Below are 23197 nucleotides of genomic sequence, written 5' to 3'. Positions count from 1 at the left end.
AAGAATCAAATGAGCATGGAGGAAGAGAACCAAAATAACTTTAAGGAGCGTATTCATGGTAACCATGAAAGATTTATTAGAATGCGGTGTGCATTTTGGACACCAAACAAGGCGTTGGAACCCTAAAACCAAAAAATTCATTTTTGGCGTTAGGAAAAATATCCATATTATTGATTTGCAAAAAACCTTGCGCTATTTTAGATACACTTATAATATCGTGCGCGATGCGAGCGCTCAAGGCAAAAGCATCATGTTTGTAGGCACTAAAAAACAAGCCAACGAGACTTTGAAAGAATTTGCTGAAAGCATTCAAGTCCCTTATGTCAATTACCGCTGGCTTGGCGGCATGCTGACTAATTTTAGCACCATTAGAAAATCGGTGAGGAAATTAGAAATCATTGAAGAAATGGAAAATAGCGGTCAAATTGATCTATTGACCAAAAAAGAAAAGCTCATGATTTTAAGGAAAAAAGAAAAGCTGGATAAATATCTTGGCGGGGTGCGCCACATGAAAAAAATCCCTGATATGATTTTTGTGATTGATGTGGCTAAAGAAAAAATCGCTGTCGCTGAAGCAAGAAAACTCCATATCCCTATCGTGGCTCCCTTAGACACTAACTGCGACCCTGATTTGGTGGATTACCCCATTCCTGGAAATGACGATGCGATCCGCTCTATCAGGCTATTTTGTAAAGAAATGAGCGAAGCGATTTTAGAGGGGCGAGAACTCATGCAAGAAGAAATCGTCCATGCGGATGAAAATAGCGAAGAGATAGAGTTTGTGAGCAATGAAGAAAAAGAAGAAATGCTCGCTGAAATCCAAAAAGAAATCACTCAAGGAGCCGAATAATGTCAGGAATTAGCGCTCAATTAGTCAAAAAATTAAGGGACTTAACCGATGCGGGCATGATGGATTGCAAAAAAGCCCTTGTAGAAGTGGCTGGGGATTTGCAAAAGGCTATTGATTTCTTGCGCGAAAAAGGCTTGAGTAAAGCCGCTAAAAAGGCCGATAGGATCGCTGCTGAGGGCGTGATCGCTTTAGAAGTAGCGCCTGATTTTAAAAGCGCAATGATGGTAGAAATCAATAGCGAAACGGATTTTGTGGCTAAAAATGAGGGCTTTAAAGAATTGGTGAAAAAAACTTTAGAAACGATCAAAGCCCACAATATCCATACCACAGAAGAACTGCTTAAAAGCCCGTTAGACAACAAGCCTTTTGAAGAATATTTGCACTCTCAAATCGCTGTGATTGGTGAAAACATTTTAGTGAGGAAAATCGCTCATTTAAAAGCCCCTAGCTCTCATATCATCAACGGCTATGCGCATTCTAACGCTAGAGTGGGCGTGTTAATCGGTATAAAATACGATAATGAGAAAAACGCTCCAAAAGTGGTGGAATTGGCCCGAAACATCGCTATGCATGCCGCAGCGATGAAACCTCAAGTATTAGACAGCAAAGACTTTAGCCTTGATTTTGTCAAAAAAGAAACTTTAGCCTTGATCGCTGAAATTGAAAAAGACAATGAAGAGGCTAAACGCTTGGGCAAACCTTTAAAAAACATCCCCGCTTTTGGGAGTCGCATTGAATTGAGCGATGAAGTTTTAGCCCATCAAAAGAAAGCTTTTGAAGACGAACTAAAAGCACAAGGCAAGCCTGAAAAAATCTGGGATAAAATCGTTCCTGGAAAGATGGAAAGATTTATCGCTGATAACACTCTTATTGATCAACGCCTGACCCTTTTAGGGCAATTCTATGTCATGGACGATAAAAAGACTATCGCTCAAGTGGTTGCTGATTGTTCCAAAGAGTGGGATGATGATTTAAAAATCACTGAGTATGCGCGTTTTGAATTGGGCGAAGGCATTGAGAAAAAGGCAGAGAATTTCGCTGAAGAAGTGGCTTTGCAAATGAAATAGAATTTTTTAAGCGCGTTTTTTTGCGCTTCAAAACTCTCACAACTTTAACAACTAATAAAGAAACAATATAAACTAACATGCCTTACAGACTAGAAAAAGACTTCCAAGACTTAATCGCTAGTAACAACAACATTCAAAAAGATATTTGTTCTGTTTTAGAAATGGATTATAAGGATTTTAAGCTTTTAAGAGAGGACACTTATATCAATGGCATTACAGCAGACTTCACGCTTTTTGAAAGAAATAAAGTTAGGGCTATCATAGAGTGTAAGGGCGGAGCTATCGGGGTGAGCGAGTATGTGCGTGGTATCGGTCAAATTTTTCAATACGAATATTTTTTTGAAAACCATCTAAGCCTTAAAAATTATGGATTTTGCCAAAATTTTAACAGCGTGTTGGTTTTTCCTGAAAGCGTGTTAAAAAACAACGATTTTAATGTGGGGCTTTTCAAATACCCTAAAAGCAAGAAAATTTTAGAAATCAATTCGCATAATTTAGCCGTTAGATGCATTAATGATAGCGAATTGGAAAAGTTAAGAGAGACAAAACACAGGGATTTTAAAGTGATCTCGCCTTATTATGTGCGTGATATTAGATTTTTTGAAGTGTATTTTTTGCTCCAAGTTTTAGCTATTTTTAAATTTAAAAACAAATTAGTGCATCGTAAAAACATAGAAGAAACGATTTTAAAAAAGACCAATTCACTCAATAATGGTAATTGGCGCAATGTCTTTATCACGCTATCCACATTGGGTTTCATTGATAGCCAAAATTATCCTACAAGCACAGGTTTAAACTTTGTGAATATGAGTTATAGCGAATTTCTTGTGATGATTTTTGAAAGTTATATCAAGCCTTACTATATTGAAATTTTTAAACTTGTAGAAAATGATACGCTTAACTTAAAAAATAACGAAATAGCAGAACGCATTAGAGCGAATTTTAACAACCATGAAGTCTTGTTTTTGACTGAGTCCAATTCAAGATATATTTCATCATGGCTTAATATCGCAAAAGATGATTTTGCTTTTTTTGATTTCACTAAAAGACTAGTGCAAAGGCAATTGATTTTTAATCCTTTTACCAGCAATAAAGAAAGTTTTATTAAACATATTGAAAAACATTCACTTTTTAATAAGTATAAAGAAAGATATAAGGAAATTTTAAATGGCATATAATGTTTGTGAATTTTTTGTGGGAGCAGGCGGTTCGCATTTAGGTTTTATCCAACAAGGTTTTAAAACGCTCTATGTTAATGATATAGACAAAGACGCCCTAAAAACTTTACTCCATAACAATAAAGAACTAAAAGATGCCATCATAGATCAAACAAGCATTACAGAAATTGACCCTAAACATTTACAAGCACAGATAAAACAAGAGGTTGATGTGATTTTTGCTGGCATTGTGTGCAAAAGTTTTTCCTTAGCTGGGGAGCGTTCACCCAATGATAAACGCAATTATTTTTACCGCTACTATTTAGAAATAATCAAATCCCTGAGACCAAAAATCAGCATTATAGAAAATGTCAAAGGCATGCTAAACGCTAAAATTTTGCCGCAAAATTCAGATCCTAAAATTTTACAAGAAGTGGATATTTTATACCAAGAGTTAGAAAATTATAAGGGCAAAAAAGCAGAGTTAAGAAAAAAGAATTCTATCACTAAGGAATTTGAAAATTACGGCTTAAACTTACGCCAAAAGAAACAAAACTTGCAAAAGAAACTCAATGATTTAATGCATGGCGTCATAGATGACATTTTAAAAATTTATGAAGAATTAGGCTATCGTGTAGAGTTTAAAGTCTTAAATAGCGCGTGGTATGGGAGTGCGACCAAAAGAGAAAGGTTGATTATAGTAGCTGTTAGAAACGATTTACCCTTTAATTTTACATTCCCTAAACCCACCCATTTAAGCGATGAAATCAATACTAAGCTAGATTTTAAAGACTTACCCACAAGTTTTAAAAAACCTTTTTTGATTAGAGACGCTTTTAATTTGATTGATTATTCCAATTCAGATGATACAGACAATTTGCCCATGCAACACAACCCTAAAACAATTGAGCGTTTTAAATACATACAAGAAGGCAAAAACATCCAAGAAAGCATTGAGATTTTGCCTAAACACCTGCAAATCTCTAAATTCTATTCTAGAGGCAATACCATGCGTTTAAAAATGGATGCCTTATCTCCTACTTTAGTGCCAGGGCATAGCAATTTCCCCTTACACCCAACAGAGCACAGAAGCATCACCATTAGAGAGGCAGCAACCATTACCGGCTTTCCTATTTCTTACAAATTTTTTGGCTCACACACCAAGCGTTGCGAACAAGTGGGCAATGCTGTGCCTATCGCTTTATCCAGTGCGATTGCTAAGGAAGTTAAAAGATTTTTAGATAGTTTGAAACCAAAAACTATCTAAACGCCCAAAAAAATATTATGGTTGCAAATGAGCTTCAAACAGGCTTTAGCCATTTGTAAACCTTGCGTTTAAATTGCAATAACAAGTTAATTCGCATTCTTTTTGATTCAAGGGTTAGTTTTGATTATCTTTTTAGGGATCATGCAAGTTTCATTTTATTTAATTAGGATCAATCTAACTTAAACAGATTTTTTCTCATCTGTCCTCTAAATTTGGCCTTAATGCCACAGAGCCGGCAACTTAAGACTCCTTTTTTGGAGTTTGGGTTGAAAAGAGCCTTTTATTTTATCTTAAAGCGGTTTTTCTCCAACGCATTTTGAATCGCAATAGAGGGCGATAGATAATTGTAACGCACTAAAATTTCGGTGATTTCTTTAAAAATAGGGGCTGCAATCTTGCTAGCGTAATATTCTTCCTTGCCGTGCGAGCCTAAGATAACCACGCCGATAGTAAAAACCTGCCTTTCATCTTCAGCGAACCCAAAAAAAGAGCTGTTGTAGGACTGCACGCTATAACTCCCGTTTTTAGCAACCTTAGCCGTGCCCGTTTTGCCCCCTATGTATAGCCCTTCAAATTGAGCGTTTTTGCCTGTGCCATAACGCACCACTTTAATTAAGGTTTCTTTCATTTTTCTAGCGCTTTTTGGATTGATGACTTGAAAAGTGGGTTTGGGGCTAGGGATGTAAATATCGCCATTAGGGGCGGTTTCTCGTTGCACTAAATAGGGGGTAATTAATTTGCCTTCATTAGAAAACACCGCATAAGCCCTTAAAAGCTGTAAAAAAGTCGCGTTCAACCCATAGCCATAAGAGACGCTGCCCTTTAACACTTCACGCTTGAAAGCGGACAAAGGAGGGATCTTCCCTGTGGCTTCTAAGGATAAGTCAATGCCGGTTTTTTGAGAAAATCCATAGCCTAAAAGCCCGTTATAGAAATCCTCTGGGTTTAAGTTTTTACTGATTTTTATCATGCCCACATTGCTAGATTGGATCAAAATGTCTTCCACAACGGCTTTTTTACTGGGGATAAAGTCGTCTTTAATGGTGTATTTTCCTAATTGGTAATAGCCATGGTTTAAATCAATGCGTTCTTTGGGGTTGATCAAATTCTTATCCAACAGCAAGGAATAAACAATGGGTTTGATCGTGCTGCCTGGCTCAAAAACCTTTTCGGCAACGCTCAAATTCAAGCTTTCATAATCGCTGGTTTTAATCGCATTAGGATTGAAGCGCTTGCTTGAAGCCAGCGATAAAACTTCCCCGCTTTTAGGGTTAATGATACCCACTAGGATTTCTTTAGCCTTGAGTTTGTCTTTGGTTTTATCCAATAGGGTTTCAATTTCTCTTTGGAGTTTTAAAGGAACGCTCAAATACACCTTATAGCCATCAAGCCGTTCAACCTCTGTATAAGAGTGGTTTTGGATAAAGTTAAAACTCACGTCTCTTTTGCCCGTTCTTATGCCATTTTGTTGGGCTTTAAGCAAGTGATCTTGAGATTTTTCAACGCCTTTTTTACCGGTAGTTAAAGTGAGTTTGTCTTCTTCTTGTTTTTGCACATAGCCAATGATGGGCTCTAGGCTATTTTGATAAGGGTAATGCCTGGAAACGCCGCTCACTTCAATGTTTAGCCCTTGCTTTTGCCACACTTTATCGTGCGCGTCTTTGAAATTTTGAAAAACCCCAAAGGCTAAAAATTTCTTATTCAAGTCTCTAATATTAGCAGCCATATTAGGTGTGAGATCATAGGCTAGAATGATATAGCCTTTCGTATTGATGGCGTCTTTTAAGGAATTTTTAGGGATACTACTATAAATAGAAAGGAAATCAACGAAAAAATCTTCTTTATCTGGGTTTAAAAACCTCGTGTCAAAGCCCAGTTTGAAAAGGGTTTGCGAAGCGGCCAGGCTGTAGTTGTCTTGACTATAGATAGTCCCTCTAGTCGCAGTGTCTTGCTTGCTCATCACTAGATTGGGCATGTTGGCTTGGGCAAAAAAAGCTTTTTTAAAAGCCACCATTAAAAAAATAAAAAAAGCAATAAAAAGATTAAAGCCGTAACAGAACCCTTGTATTTTTGGGTTTCTAAAAATCGCTCTGGGTTGAAGCTAGGATCAATGTTTTTATTATCCATGAACGCTTACTTGAAAATGGCGTAGCGTTGGACTTTCACAACGCATGAGAGCATGAATTTTTGATGATAGAATCTGTTAAAATAGGGCGTAGCAACAACGAACCCTCTCTTTAAAAAGGACCAAGCGATCATTTAAAGAGAAGCCACTTAAGAGACTAGATCTGCGTTCTTAAAAGCTCTTTATAAGCGCTGATTGCTTTGTTGCGCACCTCAAGCATGAGTTTCATGCTCGTTTCAGCCTTCCCTATGGCGATAGCCGCTTGGTGCAAGTCTTTGATTTGCCCTGTCGCCATGTCGGCTAAGGCTTTATCAGACTGCTCTTGAGTGTTGTTAAGCTCATTGATAGATTGTTTTAAGAGTTTAGAAAACTCCCCACCTTTTTGCTCTTTAAAAGTGCTACCCGATTCTTCTCTTTTAGTCCTGTTGTCCGTGTTAAGCTCAGAGAAAGGACTCAATAAGCTTTTATCATTGTGTATGGCTTGCATAGAACCTCCTTAAGCTCTTTTTTAAAAATTTAACTCTATTAAATATCTTATTCATTTCTGTATTCTACTGATCTTTGGCTAATACTACCTAAATTTTCTTATACTACCATAAATTGTTGAAAATCATTCATGTTTGTAACATGCCAATCGCGTTTTGCGCCATGTTTTTAGCGCTTTGAAAGGCTGCAACATTAGCCTGATAGGCTCTAGTCGCTTCCACTAGATCCGCCATTTCAACCACCGCATTCACATTGGGGTAAGCCACATAGCCTTGAGCGTTAGCGTCAGGGTGGCTGGGATCGTATTTCATCAACGGCTCGCTATCATCGCGCACAATCTTATCCACCACCACGCTTGTAATGGGGATTAAGGGGTTGTCATCGCCTTCATCTAAAGGGTCTTCATAGGGGGTAATTTGATTGTTTTGGGCGATTTTTTGGTTTAAAATCTCATTGAAATCAAAAGCCTTAAACACCGCTTCTTGCCTCCTATAAGGGCCTCCTTCGCTCGTGCGCGTGGTGTTAGCGTTAGCGATATTAGAAGAAATCAAATTAGCTCTTAAGCGTTGGGCGGACAAACCATAACCGCTAATATCAAAAGAAGATAAAAACATGCTTTCCCTTAACTATAAATTCTTACTGGAATCAATGGCGTAATTGATCACGCCTCGATACTTTTTTAAGGCTGAACTCAAGGCTAAATACATGGTAGAGTTCTTGCCCATTTCACTTGTTTCTATGTCTAAATCCACGCTGTTGCCATCATTTTTAGCCAAATGCCCATCTCTAAAAAAAAGGCTTGCCCCATCTTTAGTGCTCTTTTCAAAGTCTAAATGCCTAGGGTTAGTGTGGGCTAAAGGCAAAACTTTACTGGATTGGTTTTCAAAAATTTCCGCTTTTTTCTTCGCTAAAACGCTTTCAAAATCCAAATCCTTTGGCCTGTAAAAAGGGGTGTCCACATTAGCGATGTTAGAAGCGATCATATCCTGCCTTAAAGCCCTATAATCTAGCGCTTTATAAACCAATCCAAACGCTTTAGAAAAATCCATACAAAACCCCTTTTTAAACCCTTGCAAAATTAAAGCATGCAAAAAGCATTCCAAAACCGGCTCGCTTTTTCATTAAAGAATGCGATCCATTTCAAAGCATGCTTAAGCTTGAGCGATAAGCCAATTCAGAGCCATTATAGTGTAAAATACCCCTAAAATACCTTAAGAGAACGCCTATTCAAAAACCAAAATAAGGAAATCCTAATGACTACAGACAGAAACCTGTTTTTTTGCGCTTCGCTATTGATTTTTTTGGGGGTATTGATGAGCTATTCGCTCTCAACTTACACCACAGTGGTGCTGTATCATTATGGGGAATTCCATTTTTTCATACGCCAGCTTTTAAGCGCGATCATGGGTATTGTTATCATGTGGGGGTTGTCTAGGGTTGATCCTAGCAAGTGGTTTAGCCGTTTGGGGTTTTTTCTTCTTTTTATCCCACCATTACTCATTATTGGCATGTTTTTTTTGCCAGAAAGCCTTTCTAGTAGCGCAGGGGGGGCGAAGCGATGGATTCGTTTGGGGTTTTTTTCTCTAGCGCCTTTGGAGTTTTTAAAGGTTGGTTTCACCTTTTTTCTTGCGTGGAGTTTGTCTCGCACCTTTGTGGCAAAAGAAAAGGCTAATGTTAAAGAAGAACTCATCACTTTTGTGCCTTATTCAGTGGTGTTTGTGGCCTTAGCGATTGGGGTGGGGGTTTTGCAAAACGATTTGGGGCAGATCGTTCTTTTAGGGGCGGTTTTAGCGGTGTTATTGGTTTTTTCTGGGGGGAGTGCGCATTTGTTTGGCTTGATTGTTTCAGGGGCGTTTGCGATCAGCGTTTCAGCGATTGTTACAAGCGCTCATAGGATTTTGCGCCTAAAATTGTGGTGGTCTAATTTGCAAAATTCGCTTTTCACGCTCTTGCCGGATAGATTAGCGAACGCTCTTAGAATAAGCGACTTGCCCGAATCCTATCAAGTCTTTCATGCGGGCAATGCCATGCATAATGGGGGGTTGTTTGGGCAAGGGCTTGGGCTTGGGCAAATCAAGCTTGGATTTTTGAGCGAAGTGCATACGGACATGGTCTTAGCTGGGATCGCCGAAGAATGGGGTTTTTTGGGGCTATGCGTTTGTTTTATTTTGTTTTCTGTTTTGATTGTTTTGATTTTTAGGATCGCTAACCGCTTGAAAGAGCCAAAATATTCGCTATTTTGCGTGGGCGTGGTGCTGCTTATTAGTTTTTCTTTGGTGATCAACGCCTTTGGGGTGGGCGGGATTCTTCCGGTTAAAGGTCTAGCGGTGCCGTTTTTGAGCTATGGAGGGAGTTCGCTTTTAGCGAATTGTATCGCTATAGGGCTTGTTCTAAGCCTAGCGCGATACACGAAAGGCTAAAAAATATCGCCCTTTTTTAAAATCAGTGCCATAAGAATGGTTCAACTTCTGCGTCATTCAAATCAAAAACCACCTTATAATAGTCTTTGACTATCGCATTAATATCCACGCCCTTAAAGGCTTCAGGGTGGGCTTTTAAAGCGATATACAAGCTAATGAGTGGGGCTCTAGGACCGCCAATATCCATTGTGGGGAGTTTATAGACTTGTTTGTTTTTGATGGCTTTGATAGTGGAAAATTTAGGGTTGTTTAACATGTCTTCAGGCGTGAGTGGGCTTACCCACCAAATGAAAATGATTTCAGGGTTTTCTTTAACGATTTTTTCCACGCTAATGTCAGCACGCCCAAATTTGACGTATTTCAAGCCAAAATTGTCTATGCCCCCTTTTTCTAAAATGTCTGAATCAAGGGCTTGATGGCCGCTAATCTTATTGGCCTTATGGAAAAGCTCCACCCCTTTTTTCTTTTTAACATTTTTCAAACGCTCAGCAATAAAGTCCAAAGTTTCTTGCATTTTGGCGAATTTTTTAGAAGCGTCAATTTCTAAGACCGTGGCTTGAGCTTGCATGGCCTGCATGGCCTCTGCAATCGTTGTCTCTTGGAAAGAAAGAAATGATATACCAAATTTTTTCGCATGCTCTACCGCTTTAGGGTTGCCCACAAAGGTTACCACAAGATCAGGGCTAAGCTTTTTTAAAAGCTCCACATTCAATGCGGCTGTATGATCAGTGCTCATGTGTTTGACGCGTTTAAGATCTTCGCCTTTGAGAGTGGCTTTAACAATGTCGTCTTTAAAGGCGTAATCCGAAACGCCTACAACCCTATTCCAAACATTAAGCATGGCAGGCACTTCTACATAGCTCCCTATATAGGCTATTTTAGAAACAGGAAGCTTTATCGTTTGATCCCCGAAATAATCCTTGACTTTAACTTCTTGCATTGAAGCGTTGCACACATTCAACAATAATGAAGCGACAAGCGCACCTAAAGAATAAGAAATGAAGGCTTTTTTAAAGCGAGTAACTAACATAACGATCCTTTTTGTATGATTTATAAAGCGATTATAACATTACTAAGAAAATAACAATAGTAAAAATGAAACTATTTTTCATAAAATCTTAAAAGATAAAAATAAGATAAAAATTAGGGAAGAAAATTTTAGCTACAAGGCTTGTTCTAAGCCTAGCGCGATACACGAAAGGCTAAAGAATATCAGCCCTTTTTAAAAATCAGTGCCATAAAAAGGGTTCAACCTCTGCATCATTCAAATCAAAAACCACTTTATAATAGTCCTTAACAACCGCGTTAATATCCACGCCCTTAAAGGCTTCAGGGTGGGCTTTTAAAGCGATATACAAGCTTATGAGTGGGGCTCTAGGCCCGCCAATATCCATTGTGGGGAGTTTATAGACTTGTTTGTTTTTGATGGCTTTGATAGTAGCAAATTTGGGGTTGTTCAACACATCTTCAGGCGTGAGTGGGCTTACCCACCAAATGAAAATGATTTCAGGGTTTTCTTTAACGATTTTTTCCACGCTAATGTCAGCGCGCCCAAATTTGACGTATTTCAAGCCAAAATTGTCTATGCCCCCTTTTTCCAAAATATCTGAATCAAGGGCTTGATGGCCGCTAATCTTGTTGGCTTTGTGGAAAAGCTCCACTCCCTTTTTCTTTTTGACACCTTTCAAACGCTCTTTGATAAAATCCAAAGTTTCTTGCATTTTGGCCAATTTTTTAGAAGCGTCAACTTCTAAGGCCTTAGCTTGAGCGTCAATATCTTCCATGACTTCTGCAATGGTTTTTTCTTGGAAAGAAAGGAATGAAATCCCAAATTTTTTCGCATGCTCTACCGCTTTAGGGTTGCCCACAAAGGTTACCACAAGATCAGGGCTAAGCTTTTTTAAAAGCTCCACATTCAACGCCGCCACATGATCACTGCTCATGGGTTTAATGCGTTCAGGGTCTTTAAGAGTGGCTTTAACAATATCGGATTTAAAAGCGTAATCCGAAATGCCCACGACCCTATCCCAAGTATTGAACATGGCAGGCACTTCTGCAAAGCTGCCCAAGTAGATTATTTTAGAAACAGGAAGCTTTATGGTTTGCTCCCCAAAATAATCCTTGACTTGGATTTCTTGATTAGAAGCGTTAGCCACGCCTAATAACGATGAAACAAGAAGAACCCCTAAAGAATAAGAGATTAAAGCTTTTTTAAAGCGAGCGATTAGCATGACAATTCCTTTCGTATGATTTATGAAGCGATTATAACACTATTCAAGGAAATACAAGCAGTAAAAATGAAACTTTTTTTCACAAAATCTTAAAATTTAAAAGGAAATATCTTTTCATTAACTTTTTAAGAATATACTCCACTATGTTTCCGCTGGTTGAGTGGAAAGCATAATAAAATTAAATCTGTTTTAGGTTTAATTTTGATCCAACAAAATTTTAAAACACTTAAGGAGTTGTATATGTTAGTTACAAAACTTGCCCCCGATTTTAAAGCGCCTGCCGTTTTAGGAAACAATGAGGTTGATGAGCACTTTGAGCTTTCTAAAAATTTAGGTAAGAGCGGTGCGATTCTTTTCTTTTGGCCAAAAGATTTTACTTTTGTATGCCCTACAGAAATCATTGCGTTTGACAAAAGAGTGAAAGACTTCCAAGAAAAAGGCTTTAATGTGATTGGCGTGTCTATTGACAGCGAACAAGTGCATTTTGCATGGAAAAACACCCCTGTAGAAAAAGGCGGTATTGGTCAAGTAACTTTCCCTATGGTGGCTGATATTACTAAGAGCATTTCTAGAGACTATGATGTGCTGTTTGAAGAAGCGATCGCTTTGAGAGGAGCTTTTTTGATTGACAAAAACATGAAAGTAAGACATGCAGTGATCAATGACTTGCCATTAGGTAGGAATGCAGATGAAATGCTTCGCATGGTAGACGCTCTCTTACACTTTGAAGAACATGGTGAAGTATGCCCAGCAGGCTGGAGAAAAGGCGATAAAGGTATGAAAGCTACCCATAAAGGCGTTGCAGAATATCTTAAAGAAAATTCCATTAACCTTTAATGGTTCAATTCGCTGTTTGATCAAGAGAAACTTCGTTTTTCTTGGTTGAATCCTTTTCTTTTTATTCTTTGCCAGTTTCTAAAATTTTCGTATCGTTTTATCTTTTTATCATTTTTGAATTAATTTTTTAATAAAGGGGTTTTTATGAATGCATTCAAGCGTATTATTAGTGTGGGGGTAATTGCTTTAGGTTTGTTTAACCTTTTGGACGCCAAACACCACAAAGAAAAAAAAGAAGACCACAAAATCACTCGTGAGCTTAAAGTGGGTGCTAACCCTGTGCCGCATGCGCAAATCTTGCAATCAGTCGTGGACGATTTGAAAGAGAAAGGGATCAAATTAGTGATCGTGTCTTTTACCGATTATGTGTTGCCTAATTTAGCGCTCAATGACGGCTCTTTAGACGCGAATTACTTCCAGCACCGCCCTTATTTGGATCGGTTTAATTTGGACAGAAAAATGCACCTTGTTGGTTTGGCCAATATCCATGTGGAGCCTTTAAGATTTTATTCTCAAAAAATCACAGACATTAAAAACCTTAAAAAAGGCTCAGTGATTGCCGTGCCAAATGATCCGGCCAATCAAGGCAGGGCGTTGATTTTACTGCATAAGCAAGGTCTTATCGCTCTCAAAGATCCAAGCAATCTATACGCTACGGAGTTTGATATTGTCAAAAATCCTTACAACATCAAAATTAAGCCTTTAGAAGCCGCATTATTGCCTAAAGTTTTAGGGGATGTGGATGGGGCTATTGTAACAGGGAATTATGCCTTGCAAGCAAAACTCACCGGAGCCTTATTTTCAGAAGACAAGGACTCGCCTTATGCCAATCTAATAGCCGCTCGTGAGGATAATGCGCAAGATGAAGCCATAAAAGCGCTGATTGAAGCTTTGCAGAGTGAAAAGACCAGGAAATTTATTTTGGATACCTATAAAGGGGCGATTATCCCGGCTTTTTAAGCCATTTGGATAACATTCGTCTTTAAGATGAATGGGGGCTTTAGGTGCTAATCAAAAGTTCTTTTCTTATTGAGTATTCAAAACGCTAAAAGTCTTTTTAAAATAAAACGAAAAGAGCTTGCACTAATCAAGTGGCAATTTCTTAAAAGCGTTATTTCTTAAAGGGGGAAATGGTGCAAAATAACCCCCTATCCCTTTAAGAAAATCATGATAAAATCTAAAACGATGAAGCAAAATAACAAAATATTAAACAAGGCTTTAGCTGTCAATATGCGATTAAAACAAAGCCAAACATACAGCAAGCCTAAATCTCATTAAAGTTTTACGCTTTTAGAATGTTCTTTAATGAAGACCAGTTTTAAACCACCCATTAGAATGAGTTATAGAGCGCTGAAACAAGTTTGGAAACAAGTTGGCTAATGGTCTTTAGCGTTTAAAAGGTTGCGTTTTTTGAAAAGATTTAGAATCTTATTAAAGATAGCCAAGCTCATAGAGTTTATTGCTCATTTTCACTAACAAGCCTCCTAGTTTTGACCCCCCTTCCCCATGTTCTACTAAAATAGTGATAGCGTATTTGGGTTTTTCATAAGGCAAGAATGCCGTAATCCACGCATGGGATCGATGGAAATATTCCATATCCTTTTCTTTCATGCGGTTGACAATGTTTTGAGCGATTTCCACGACTTGCGCAGTGCCGGTTTTACACGCTAAAGTAACCTTAGAACCCCTTGTGGAATGATAAGCGGTGCCGTCTTTATGGTTACACACTTCATACATGCCCACGCGCAAGGCTTGGAGCTTCTTTTTTTGAAAACTATTCAGGGGATCTTTGAGCGGCTGTTGGTTATGGATAGCAAAATGAGGCGTTGCCAGTTTGCCTGTCGCAATGAGTCCCGTGTAGGCTAGCACCTGCAAGGGCGTGGCTAAAAAAGAGCCTTGCCCAATAGCGGTAATGAGCGTGTCCCCAACGCGCCAATCTTGATTGAAGCGTTTGAGTTTCCACAAATTATCCGGCACAATCCCCACAAATTCATTCGGCAAATCAACGCCCGTTTTTTCCCCAAAGCCCACTTCCCTTAAGGTTTTAGAGAGTTTTTCTATAGAGATTTCAAGCCCAAACTTATAAAAATACACATCCACGGACTCCCTAATGGCTTTATACAAATTAGAATTGCCATGCCCTGTTTTTTTCCAGTCTCTGAATTTGCGCTTACCCACTTCAATAAAAGGCGGGGTGGGTATGGTGGTGTTTTCTGTGATATGAAGGTTTTCTAAAAAGCTCAAGCCCACGCCCATTTTAACCACAGATCCCGGCGGATACAAGGCGTTAGCGAAGCGGTTTAATAAGGGGTTATAAATATCATCTTGAAGTTTTTGCCATTTGTCTTGACTGATCCCACCTACAAAATCGTTCAAATTGTATTCAGGGTAACTTCCTGCAACGAGCAATTCCCCATTTTCTGCGTTCATCACTAAAATAGCCCCTCTTTTGTTTTCAAAGAGTTTGTCCGCTTCTTTTTGCAAGCGTTTGTCTAAACTCAATTGCAAGTGGTTATTGGTGCTTGGTGGCACTACTTCTAAAGTGGCTAATTCTTGATTGAGCGCATTGACACGCATGATTTTATAGCCCACCTTGCCTTGTAAAAGCTTGTTGTATTCTTTTTCAATGCCGGTTTTGCCCACAATCTGGCTGTATTGATTCTCTTCATCGTCTTTTAGATCTTGCAAGCTTGCCACCCCCACATAGCCTAAAACATGCGAAGCTAAAGCGTTATTAGGGTAGTAGCGCTTGTCTAAGGGAAGAGCAAAAATGCCTTGAGTTTGGATGAGTTTGGCATAAAGAGATTGCATGGCGATATAAGGAATGAAGCCAACCACTTTAATGAGATTATGGTTATAAAGCGAATTTTCTTTTTGGTAATTGTTTAAAAGCACTTCTTTAGAAAAGTTAGGGAAAAACTTTTGGATGATTTCAATTTTTTCCAAAAGCTCTTTTTGTTTCAGTCTGCTAGGCAAAAACACGCCAAACACCAATTCGTTAGTGGCTAAAAATTCATGGTTTCTGTCTGTAATATCACCCCTTGTAGGGACTAAAAATTCCTTTTTAGTCATGTTTCGTTCAGCCAGTTTTTCATAGTATTCTTGATTTTTAACGCTTAAAATAAATAAATTTAAAACCAATAACCCCCAAAACCCTATAAAAACAAAGAGTAAAAGCTTATAGCGAAGATTTTTCATACAAACCCCACAAAGTGCTCTCTATTAAAGCAAAAAGAGCGAGAAAACCGAGTATCTTCAAATCCAAAGACACCGAAAAAAAGCGCGATAAATAAAGGTAATAAACCAAAAAAACATGCAAAGTTTTGAATAAAAAGCCGTCATTAAAAAGCTTTAAAGAGTTTTTATAGACGATTTGATGGTAGATTAAAAACAATAAAGCTAAAACGCCTAAAGTCTTTAAATGCATGCTCTCAAACCAAAACAAACAGCCAAACACGCTCAAACTGGGTAGAAAATGATCGTATTTTTTCGCATAAAACAAGAATAAAAACCCAATCATAGGGGGTAAAAAAGGCATTAAATCTCTCAAAAGGCTATAAAAATAAAACCCCAAGATCCCTAAGCATAAGAAAAAAAAGGAATCTTGTTTTAAAGAGAGCATGGTTTTTGCGGCTTATAAAGGGTTAGTGAGCAAGTATTTCAAAAGGGTTTGGCGCACTATTTCAAGGGTTGGGTATTTTGAAGAAAGAGCGTTAAAATGGGTGGTATTGATTAAAAAAGGTTTAGGAGCGTTTAAAAAAAGGCGGTGTTGCTCATTTTTATTCAATTTGTCAAATTTCGTAAAAAGAGAAAGGTAGGCTTGATCAGGCCTTAAAAGGGCTTGAATGTTTTCTTTAGCGTTTTTATCAATTTCTAAATCCAAATGGCGCGCATCCACTAAATGGATAAAAAGTTTGATAGAAACCCTAACGCTCAACAATTCCCATAAAAACCCCTCCCATTCTTTTTTCAAGCTTTTAGAAACTTTAGCGTAGCCAAACCCAGGCAAATCAATCACATTAAAAGTGGTCGTTAAGGCGTTTTCTTTATCTTCCCAAGTGGTGGAAAAAAAATTCGCTAAACGGGTTTTTCCAGGCGTTGCTGAACTTTTGGCGAGATTTTTTCCTAACAAGGTATTAATAAACGAGCTTTTGCCTACATTGCTGCGCCCTAAAATGACCATCTCAGAAGTCAGGCTTGCAGGGCATTGAAAAAGTTGGCTAGAAGAAGTGAGAAAATGAGCGTCTTTAATGGCGATCATGGTTTTTCGCCTTTCTTCTTCAATTTGGCCTTACGATTTTCTTCATTAATATCTTCCATATCAAACACGAATTTAGCGGGCCGTTTCGCGCTCCCCAACACATCAGCATAACCCTTAGCTTTGTTTAAAATGATTTCATCACCGGTGATGACATTGGATTTCCCCACTTCTCTAACCACCGCATTTTGCAATAATTTGTATTCCCCATTCAGCGCGTTATAAATGAGCTTGTCAGCGCTCCCGCTGATTTCACGATTATCCTCTGTAAAGATGTTAAAATGCGTGTTCCCTGTGGCTTCATAGCGCTCTGGCTTTCGTTTATCGTTTAAAAACACGCTCACCTTATCCGCAAACAACCGGTCTTTACCTTTTTTGATCTGCACATTGCCTTGAATAACGGCGGTTTTGGTTTTGTCATTCGCTACAAATTGGTTGCCAGTAATCTCTAAAAGCTCTCTTTCTTTTTTCAAACCTTTATTGTCTGTTTTTTGAGCGTCCATCACGCTTAAAATACCAAAACAACACACCAAAAAACACCACCAACGCATTAAAAACCTCCTTTGAAAGTGGGGAGTTTTTTCTTTTCTTTCTGGCTTTGTTTGATTTCATCTAAGAATAAATGCGCTTGAATGCTTTGAGCTTCAATAACGGCTAAAGCATGCGAATAAGAAATGTCAAGCCCTTCAATCTTGCTGTCCTTTGAAGTGAGGATGAAACGGCCCTTGCCTTTAAAATTTTGCTCTTTATGGTTGTAAATCCCTGTTTCACTCCAAAAACTAGAATCATCGCTTCTTTTATAAGTAACCCCATTAGGGAAGAAATACAAATCCTGCTGCCGTTTGGCTTTAGGGGATTCAACGCTTTCAATGGTGTCTTCATCATAGCGCTTGATTTTGGAATCAAAAAAGATCTCGTAATCATCGTATTGTAAAGCTTTTTTGCCCTCTATGGAAAGATCAAGGATCTTATCGTTGATTTGAAACGCTTTAAAATTTTCTAATTCAATTTTAGGGATATTTTCTTTAGAGACCACGCTAGTGGGTTGGGAACGCAAAAAGAAAAAAACTAGCCCTATCGTGATGAAAGATAAAACCACAAAAAAGTTTAAAACGCTATTAGAGGTAAAACTTGAGCGCTTCATCTTGCAAGCCTTCTAATGTTAAAAGATAATCAATCGCTTCCCTAACAGCCCCCTTGCCCCCCGAATTTTGCAACACTTTATAGGCCTTGCTTTTAAGCAAGGGGTGTGCATCAAAAGGAGCGAAACTCAAAGTGCATGCCTTAAACATGCCTAAATCGTTATAATCATCGCCTACGCATGCGATTTCTTGCGCACTCAATTGCAAGTCTTTTTTGAGCCGCTCCACAACCACGCTTTTATTTTCAACGCCCATAAAAACAAACTGAACGCCCAAACTCTCCATGCGTTTTTTCACCATGATTGAAGTTCTTCCTGTAATGATAGCGATTTTTTTGCCTAATTTTTGCCATAGCGTCATGCCAAGCCCGTCTTTGACATTAAAAGCCTTGAACTCGTGAAAATTTTCATCAAAATACAACGATCCGTCTGTGAGCGTGCCATCCACATCTAAAAGCAATAATTTAATCATTCTCTCGTTAAAACCGCATTCTGATTATATTTTTTCATAAAATCCCTAGCCTCTTCTTCGCTTTGAAACCCTTGAACTAAAACTTTATACAAATCGTCTTTAAAAGCAACCTTGACGCTGTAATTTTTATTCTCTGCTTGCAATTTATCCGCTAAAGTTTGAGCGCCTATTTGGTTTCTAAAAGCCCCCATTTGTAAAGAAAATTTCCCTCCGCTCACGCTTTTTTCGCTCTCGCCGACTTTAAATTCCTTGTGTAAGATCTTTGAAGAGCTGGCGTTAAAGGATTGTTCGTATTGCGTGGAGATAACCCCACCAAAGCCCAAAACAATAAGACGCACGCTGGCCGTGCCTTTTTTAACCATGTCAATATCCCTAGCGGCCGCATTAGACAAATCAATGATGCGATCGCTCACAAAAGGCCCTCTATCATTAATGCGCACAATGGTGCTTAAATGGTTTTCAACATTGATGACTTTGACAATGGTGTTCATGGGTAAAGTCTTGTGCGCAGCGGTGTGGGCGTACATGTTATAAATTTCCCCATTACTGGTTTTTTTGGCATGGAAATTGGGGCCATACCAGCTCGCAACGCCATCAAATTTTTCGCCTAAATCCACTTTAGTGGGGTAATACCACTTGCCCCCCACTTGATAAGGGCGCATGGTAGCCCTTTGGATCGCGCTAGAATCGCGCATGCCGTTATCTAGGGGTTGATCTTTGGTATTGCCATCTTGCGGACTGGAGTGGTGTTTGAAATGGCGTTCAAAAAAATTGCGTTTATAAGTGGCTTTTTGGGTTGTCGGATCATAGTCTTTAGCGTTTTCATAAGCGCGCAAGCTTTCATGCTTATAAGACAAATTCTTGACCCCCTCTTTTTTAGTCGCGCAAGCGCTAACCAACAAAATAACGCCCAAAAAATAAATTTTTTTTAACGCTAAGCCCATTAAAATTCCCTTGTAGCGAGTAATTTTTTGTTAGTGGGGATGATTAAGCGTTGGTGGATAAAAATATTAGAATCTTTGAGGTTATTGGCTAATTGGATACTGGAAATACTGACTTGATAGCGTTTAGCGATAGAAGATAAGGTTTCTTTAGGCAAGACCACATGGGTGATAAAAGGGCTTTTTGAACTAGTTTGAATGTTTTTATTTTGTTTGAGCTGGCGTTGTTTGAAAAGAGCGAGTTTTTCATAAGGGATATAAATGGTGTAGGTGGGGTCTTTAGAAGGCAGAATGTTATAGCGGAATTGGTGGTTGTAAGATTTTAAGGTTTCTAAACTCAAATTCAAATTTTTAGCCACTTGGATTAAAGAAGTGTGCCTTTTAAACGGGACGCCCACTAAACTTACCCTCGCCCCACGATTGAGCAGATATTCTTTATCTTTGAGGTTGTCTAGGCTGTTGAATTTTAACGCCAGGCTTAGAATGGAGCGGATATACTCTCGCGTCTCTTTAGGGAGATATTTCTTATCTTCATCCAACAAAATCTTAATGTCCGAAGTGCCGGCGGCTTTAATAGCGTTTTGAACCTTGCGTAAGCCGTAATTATACGCCATAGCGACCAAATACCACTCCCCGGTTTGCTTGTAGAGCCGTTTCAAATAAGTGATCGCCGCTTGAGTGCTTTTAATAGGATCTCTTCTTTCATCAATGTAATGATTGACCTTAAGCCCTAATTCTTTAGCCGTGCTTGGCATGAATTGCCAAATCCCTACCGCTTTTTTCCTACTATAAGCCCTTGATGAAAACTTAGACTCGGCCATGGCTAAAAATAAAAATTCTTGCGGCACGCTCGCTTCTATGAGCATGTTTTTGATGATAGGGATGAACTGGTAATTCACATCAAATCTTTTGACAAGTCCTTTCCATTCTTCTTCTTCATTCATTTTTTTTAAAGCGTTGGGCATTTGGGATAAAAAGCCCGCATTAACCCCAAAAGCCTCTAGCGCTTTGGTGTCAATATTAGATTCAAAAGCCATTTTCGCATGGCCTAAAGAGGCCAATAAAAGGGTAACAAAAAAAACCAACCATTTTTGACTAAAACACTTCATTCTTTTTGGCATCGTATCCTGATAACTATAGCTATTCAGCTTTTAAAATAGCCTTGATTATAACTAAACTTGAATAACGCTTTCTAACACAGCCTTATTTTTAGGGGAAACTAAAGAGCGTTTGAGCGTTATGCGTGCTTAAAGAAGCGAGTTCTTCAGTCTCTATGTTGATGATTTCGGCAATTTTTTGAGCGATTAAAGGGATATAAGTAGGGCTATTTCTGGTGCCTCTAAAAGGGTGTGGGGTCAAATAAGGCGAATCCGTTTCTAAAAGAAGCCTGTTTTTAGGGATTTTAGGGAGGATCTCTACCAGTCTTTTAGCGTTTTTAAAAGTGCTAACCCCTCCTATCCCGTAGTAAAAACGATCGCTTAATTCCAAAAGCATGCCATCAGCGTTAAAGCAATGCAACACCCCAAAAGCCTTAGGATAGCTTTTTAAAAGATTCAAACTATCAAAACTCGCCTCTCTAATATGGATAATCAAGGGCTTGTTGTGTTGGATAGAAAACTCAATCTGTTTGGTGAAAATTTCTTTTTGTTTGCTTTTATAATTCTCTCTTTCATTCAATTCAGGCAAGCGGTAGTAATCCAGTCCGCATTCGCCTATCGCCACGCACTTTTGATGACTGACAAATTTTTCAAACAGGCTTTCATCAAAGCTTTCCACATCATAAGGGTGAGTGCCTATGGCAAAAAACACGCCTTCAAATTTTTCGCTAATTTCTACCGCTCTATTCAGATCCTTCATGTCCGCGCCCGGAATCACGCATTGAGTAACGCCTTTTTCTAGGCTTTCTTTTAACACTTCTTCTAAATCGTTTTCATAATCCTTGTGATCCAAATGGCAATGCGTATCAATAAACATGCTTTTATCCTATGGTTTTATTTAATATGTTACAATACTTAAGCATTCTAACATAAGGAAAATAATCATTAACGATGTTCAGCGGCCTAATCAATCAAATAGCTAAAGTGAAGAGTTTCCACAACAATATTTTAAGCATAGAGAGCGATCTCAATCCCAAGCTTGGCGACAGCATTGCTATTAATGGGGCGTGTTTGACCGCCATAGAAAGTTCAAAAACGCATTTTAGCGTGGAATTGAGCCAAAAAACCCAAAACAGCGTAGCGTTAGAAAATTACAAGGATTTAGTCCATATTGAGCCAGCCCTAAAAGCCGATGCGAGTTTAGACGGGCATTTTGTGCAAGGGCATATTGACGCTATCGGGGTCATTGAAAAAATCATTCGCAACGCTAATCAAGTGGATTTTTTCATCAGCGCTTCTCAAGAAACGCTTTTATTGTGCGTTGAGCAAGGCTCTATCGCCATTGATGGGGTGAGTTTGACTTTAAGCAAGGTAGAAGAAAAGGGGTTTTGGCTAACGATTATCCCTTACACTTTAGAAAACACCCTTTTTAAGACTTATAAACTCAAACGGCGCGTGAATATTGAAACGGACATGTTGGTTCGCAGCGTTGCGTCTATTTTGAAAAAAACAAAAGGGTTTGAAAAAAATTTCTCTTGGAATGATGCGGATTCTTTGACTTTAGGGTATTAGATGAATAAAACCATAAAAGCCGCCGCTCTAGCCTATAACATGGGGCAAGATCATGCCCCAAAAGTGATCGCAAGCGGGGTGGGCGAAGTGGCTAAAAGGATCATTCAAAAAGCTAAGGAATACGATATAGCACTCTTTTCTAACCCCATGCTAGTGGATTCGCTTTTAAAGGTGGAATTAGACTGCGCGATACCTGAAGAATTGTATGAAAGTGTGGTGCAAGTGTTTTTATGGCTCAATAGCGTGGAAAATAACGCGCAAATGTCCAAGTAAGTCAAAAAGTCAAATAACATGGTAGTAGAATTAAAAAACATTGAAAAGATTTATGAAAACGGGTTTCATGCTCTAAAAGGCGTGAATTTGGAATTGAAAAAAGGCGATATTTTGGGCGTGATAGGCTATTCAGGGGCGGGGAAATCCACGCTCATCCGCCTAATCAATTGTTTAGAGCGTCCCAGTTCTGGCGAAGTTTTAGTCAATGGGGTCAATCTGTTAAAATTAAAGCCTAAAGAATTGCAAAAAGCACGCCAAAAAATAGGCATGATTTTCCAGCATTTCAATTTATTGAGCGCTAAAAACGTGTTTGAAAATGTCGCTTTCGCTCTAGAAATCGCCCGATGGGAAAAAAATAAGATCAAATCCAGGGTGCATGAATTGTTGGAATTAGTGGGGCTAGAAGATAAAATGCATTTTTATCCTAAACAGCTCAGCGGCGGGCAAAAACAAAGAGTGGCGATTGCTAGGAGTTTAGCGAATTGCCCTGATTTATTGCTTTGCGATGAAGCCACATCCGCATTGGATTCTAAAACCACGCATTCTATTTTAACGCTTTTAAGCGGCATTCAAAAAAAGCTTGATTTGAGCATCGTTTTCATCACGCACCAGATTGAAGTGGTTAAAGAATTGTGCAATCAAATGTGTGTGATCAGCAGTGGCGAAATTGTGGAAAGAGGCTCGGTGGAAGAAATTTTTGCTAACCCTAAACATGCCGTTACTAAGGAATTGCTTGGCATCAAAAACGAGCATGGGGATCAAAAATGCCAAGACATTTATCGCATTGTGTTTTTAGGGGAGCATTTAGACGAGCCGATCATTTCTAATTTGATTAGGCGTTTTAAAATAGATGTGAGCATCATTTCAGGCAACATTGAAGAGCTTACGACTAAAGATATAGGGTATTTAGTGGTGCGGTTTTTAGGCAATATTGCAGAGATTCAAAGGGCTTTAGAGTATTTAAACGCTTTAGGCTTACAAGTGGAAAAATTAAAGGATTAAA

The 23197-nt window shown here is 38.7% G+C and carries 25 protein-coding genes and 1 pseudogene; 10 read left to right on the top strand and 16 right to left on the bottom strand.

The annotated features are described in order from the left end of the window. The first annotated feature begins 55 nt into the window (after positions 1 to 55). From rpsB to QU01_RS03520, 4 genes are all read left to right on the top strand, one after another. Positions 56 to 850, top strand: a complete 795-nt coding sequence (rpsB, locus tag QU01_RS03535) for a 30S ribosomal protein S2 (RefSeq protein ID WP_000258276.1) — start codon at positions 56 to 58, stop codon at positions 848 to 850. After that, a complete protein-coding gene (tsf, locus tag QU01_RS03530; RefSeq protein WP_033762198.1) occupies positions 850 to 1917 on the top strand; it encodes a translation elongation factor Ts in 1068 nt (355 codons plus the stop codon). The genes rpsB and tsf overlap by 1 nt, the downstream gene beginning before the upstream one ends. A gap of 77 nt (positions 1918 to 1994) precedes the next feature. Then, complete coding sequence (locus QU01_RS03525; protein ID WP_033762201.1) at positions 1995 to 3095, top strand: DUF5343 domain-containing protein; 1101 nt, start codon at positions 1995 to 1997, stop codon at positions 3093 to 3095. Further along, a complete protein-coding gene (locus QU01_RS03520; protein ID WP_033762203.1) occupies positions 3085 to 4341 on the top strand; it encodes a DNA cytosine methyltransferase in 1257 nt (418 codons plus the stop codon). The genes QU01_RS03525 and QU01_RS03520 overlap by 11 nt, the downstream gene beginning before the upstream one ends. 280 nt (positions 4342 to 4621) lie before the next feature. Here QU01_RS03520 and QU01_RS03515 read toward each other — a convergent pair. From QU01_RS03515 to flgB, 5 genes and pseudogenes are all read right to left on the bottom strand, one after another. Further along, a pseudogene (locus tag QU01_RS03515) lies at positions 4622 to 6468 on the bottom strand (peptidoglycan D,D-transpeptidase FtsI family protein). A 6-nt stretch (positions 6469 to 6474) separates the two neighbouring features. Next, positions 6475 to 6600 (bottom strand): transcriptional regulator, encoded by a 126-nt coding sequence (locus tag QU01_RS07995; RefSeq protein ID WP_080000639.1) that lies wholly within the window; start codon positions 6598 to 6600, stop codon positions 6475 to 6477. A 23-nt stretch (positions 6601 to 6623) separates the two neighbouring features. Beyond that, complete coding sequence (fliE, locus tag QU01_RS03510; RefSeq protein WP_001147918.1) at positions 6624 to 6953, bottom strand: flagellar hook-basal body complex protein FliE; 330 nt, start codon at positions 6951 to 6953, stop codon at positions 6624 to 6626. Between the two features lie 127 nt (positions 6954 to 7080). Beyond that, positions 7081 to 7566 (bottom strand): flagellar basal body rod protein FlgC, encoded by a 486-nt coding sequence (flgC, locus tag QU01_RS03505; RefSeq protein ID WP_000480093.1) that lies wholly within the window; start codon positions 7564 to 7566, stop codon positions 7081 to 7083. Positions 7567 to 7578: 12 nt separating this feature from the next. Further along, positions 7579 to 8001 carry a flagellar basal body rod protein FlgB gene (flgB, locus tag QU01_RS03500; protein WP_033762278.1) on the bottom strand — a complete coding sequence of 141 codons (423 nt, stop codon included), beginning with the start codon at positions 7999 to 8001 and terminating at the stop codon, positions 7579 to 7581. A 204-nt stretch (positions 8002 to 8205) separates the two neighbouring features. On the opposite strand from flgB, the gene QU01_RS03495 reads away from it, so the two are divergent. Next, complete coding sequence (locus QU01_RS03495) at positions 8206 to 9372, top strand: FtsW/RodA/SpoVE family cell cycle protein (RefSeq protein ID WP_033762207.1); 1167 nt, start codon at positions 8206 to 8208, stop codon at positions 9370 to 9372. A 22-nt stretch (positions 9373 to 9394) separates the two neighbouring features. On the opposite strand, the gene QU01_RS03490 is transcribed toward QU01_RS03495, so the two are convergent. Then, a complete protein-coding gene (locus tag QU01_RS03490) occupies positions 9395 to 10402 on the bottom strand; it encodes an ABC transporter substrate-binding protein (protein WP_033762209.1) in 1008 nt (335 codons plus the stop codon). Between the two features lie 199 nt (positions 10403 to 10601). Continuing rightward, positions 10602 to 11603 carry an ABC transporter substrate-binding protein gene (locus tag QU01_RS03485; RefSeq protein ID WP_033762211.1) on the bottom strand — a complete coding sequence of 334 codons (1002 nt, stop codon included), beginning with the start codon at positions 11601 to 11603 and terminating at the stop codon, positions 10602 to 10604. A gap of 240 nt (positions 11604 to 11843) precedes the next feature. On the opposite strand from QU01_RS03485, the gene QU01_RS03480 reads away from it, so the two are divergent. Both QU01_RS03480 and QU01_RS03475 read left to right on the top strand, forming a co-directional pair. Continuing rightward, positions 11844 to 12440: a peroxiredoxin gene (locus tag QU01_RS03480; protein WP_000961662.1), complete on the top strand. Its 597-nt coding sequence runs from the start codon at positions 11844 to 11846 to the stop codon at positions 12438 to 12440. Between the two features lie 144 nt (positions 12441 to 12584). Beyond that, on the top strand, positions 12585 to 13400 hold the full coding sequence (locus tag QU01_RS03475; RefSeq protein ID WP_033762214.1) for a MetQ/NlpA family ABC transporter substrate-binding protein: 816 nt from the start codon (positions 12585 to 12587) through the stop codon (positions 13398 to 13400). Positions 13401 to 13871: 471 nt separating this feature from the next. On the opposite strand, the gene mrdA is transcribed toward QU01_RS03475, so the two are convergent. The 9 genes from mrdA to QU01_RS03430 form a co-directional block, all read right to left on the bottom strand. Then, positions 13872 to 15638, bottom strand: a complete 1767-nt coding sequence (gene mrdA, locus QU01_RS03470; protein ID WP_033762217.1) for a penicillin-binding protein 2 — start codon at positions 15636 to 15638, stop codon at positions 13872 to 13874. After that, positions 15619 to 16062: a hypothetical protein gene (locus tag QU01_RS03465; RefSeq protein ID WP_033762220.1), complete on the bottom strand. Its 444-nt coding sequence runs from the start codon at positions 16060 to 16062 to the stop codon at positions 15619 to 15621. The genes mrdA and QU01_RS03465 overlap by 20 nt, the downstream gene beginning before the upstream one ends. 12 nt (positions 16063 to 16074) lie before the next feature. Next, positions 16075 to 16701 (bottom strand): ribosome biogenesis GTP-binding protein YihA/YsxC, encoded by a 627-nt coding sequence (gene yihA, locus QU01_RS03460; protein WP_021173482.1) that lies wholly within the window; start codon positions 16699 to 16701, stop codon positions 16075 to 16077. Continuing rightward, positions 16698 to 17249, bottom strand: coding sequence for a lipopolysaccharide transport periplasmic protein LptA (gene lptA, locus QU01_RS03455; RefSeq protein WP_033762222.1), 552 nt, complete (start codon positions 17247 to 17249; stop codon positions 16698 to 16700). The genes yihA and lptA overlap by 4 nt, the downstream gene beginning before the upstream one ends. After that, a complete protein-coding gene (locus tag QU01_RS03450; protein ID WP_000831025.1) occupies positions 17249 to 17842 on the bottom strand; it encodes a hypothetical protein in 594 nt (197 codons plus the stop codon). The genes lptA and QU01_RS03450 overlap by 1 nt, the downstream gene beginning before the upstream one ends. Then, positions 17817 to 18311: a KdsC family phosphatase gene (locus QU01_RS03445; RefSeq protein ID WP_033762225.1), complete on the bottom strand. Its 495-nt coding sequence runs from the start codon at positions 18309 to 18311 to the stop codon at positions 17817 to 17819. The genes QU01_RS03450 and QU01_RS03445 overlap by 26 nt, the downstream gene beginning before the upstream one ends. Then, the gene (locus tag QU01_RS03440; protein ID WP_033762226.1) at positions 18308 to 19255 is read right to left on the bottom strand and encodes a septal ring lytic transglycosylase RlpA family protein; all 948 of its coding nucleotides are present in this window, start codon (positions 19253 to 19255) and stop codon (positions 18308 to 18310) included. Before QU01_RS03440 ends, QU01_RS03445 begins: the two co-directional genes overlap by 4 nt. After that, positions 19255 to 20373 carry a lytic transglycosylase domain-containing protein gene (locus tag QU01_RS03435; RefSeq protein WP_033762229.1) on the bottom strand — a complete coding sequence of 373 codons (1119 nt, stop codon included), beginning with the start codon at positions 20371 to 20373 and terminating at the stop codon, positions 19255 to 19257. The genes QU01_RS03440 and QU01_RS03435 overlap by 1 nt, the downstream gene beginning before the upstream one ends. An 88-nt stretch (positions 20374 to 20461) precedes the next feature. Next, positions 20462 to 21226, bottom strand: coding sequence for a TatD family hydrolase (locus tag QU01_RS03430; RefSeq protein ID WP_033762231.1), 765 nt, complete (start codon positions 21224 to 21226; stop codon positions 20462 to 20464). Positions 21227 to 21300: 74 nt separating this feature from the next. On the opposite strand from QU01_RS03430, the gene ribE reads away from it, so the two are divergent. From ribE to QU01_RS03415, 3 genes are read left to right on the top strand one after another with little or no spacing between them, the layout of a single operon-like run. Continuing rightward, entirely contained in the window at positions 21301 to 21921 is a 621-nt protein-coding gene (gene ribE, locus QU01_RS03425) for a riboflavin synthase (protein WP_033762233.1), read from the top strand. After that, a complete protein-coding gene (locus QU01_RS03420; protein WP_001044047.1) occupies positions 21922 to 22194 on the top strand; it encodes a FlhB-like flagellar biosynthesis protein in 273 nt (90 codons plus the stop codon). A gap of 18 nt (positions 22195 to 22212) precedes the next feature. Then, complete coding sequence (locus QU01_RS03415; protein WP_033762235.1) at positions 22213 to 23196, top strand: methionine ABC transporter ATP-binding protein; 984 nt, start codon at positions 22213 to 22215, stop codon at positions 23194 to 23196. Position 23197: the final 1 nt, after the last annotated feature.

Origin of the sequence: Helicobacter pylori SA221C (assembly GCF_000476855.1) — a bacterium.
GTDB classification, from domain to species: Bacteria; Campylobacterota; Campylobacteria; order Campylobacterales; family Helicobacteraceae; genus Helicobacter; species Helicobacter pylori_DK.
This window is presented reverse-complemented; position numbering and strand designations above follow the sequence as displayed.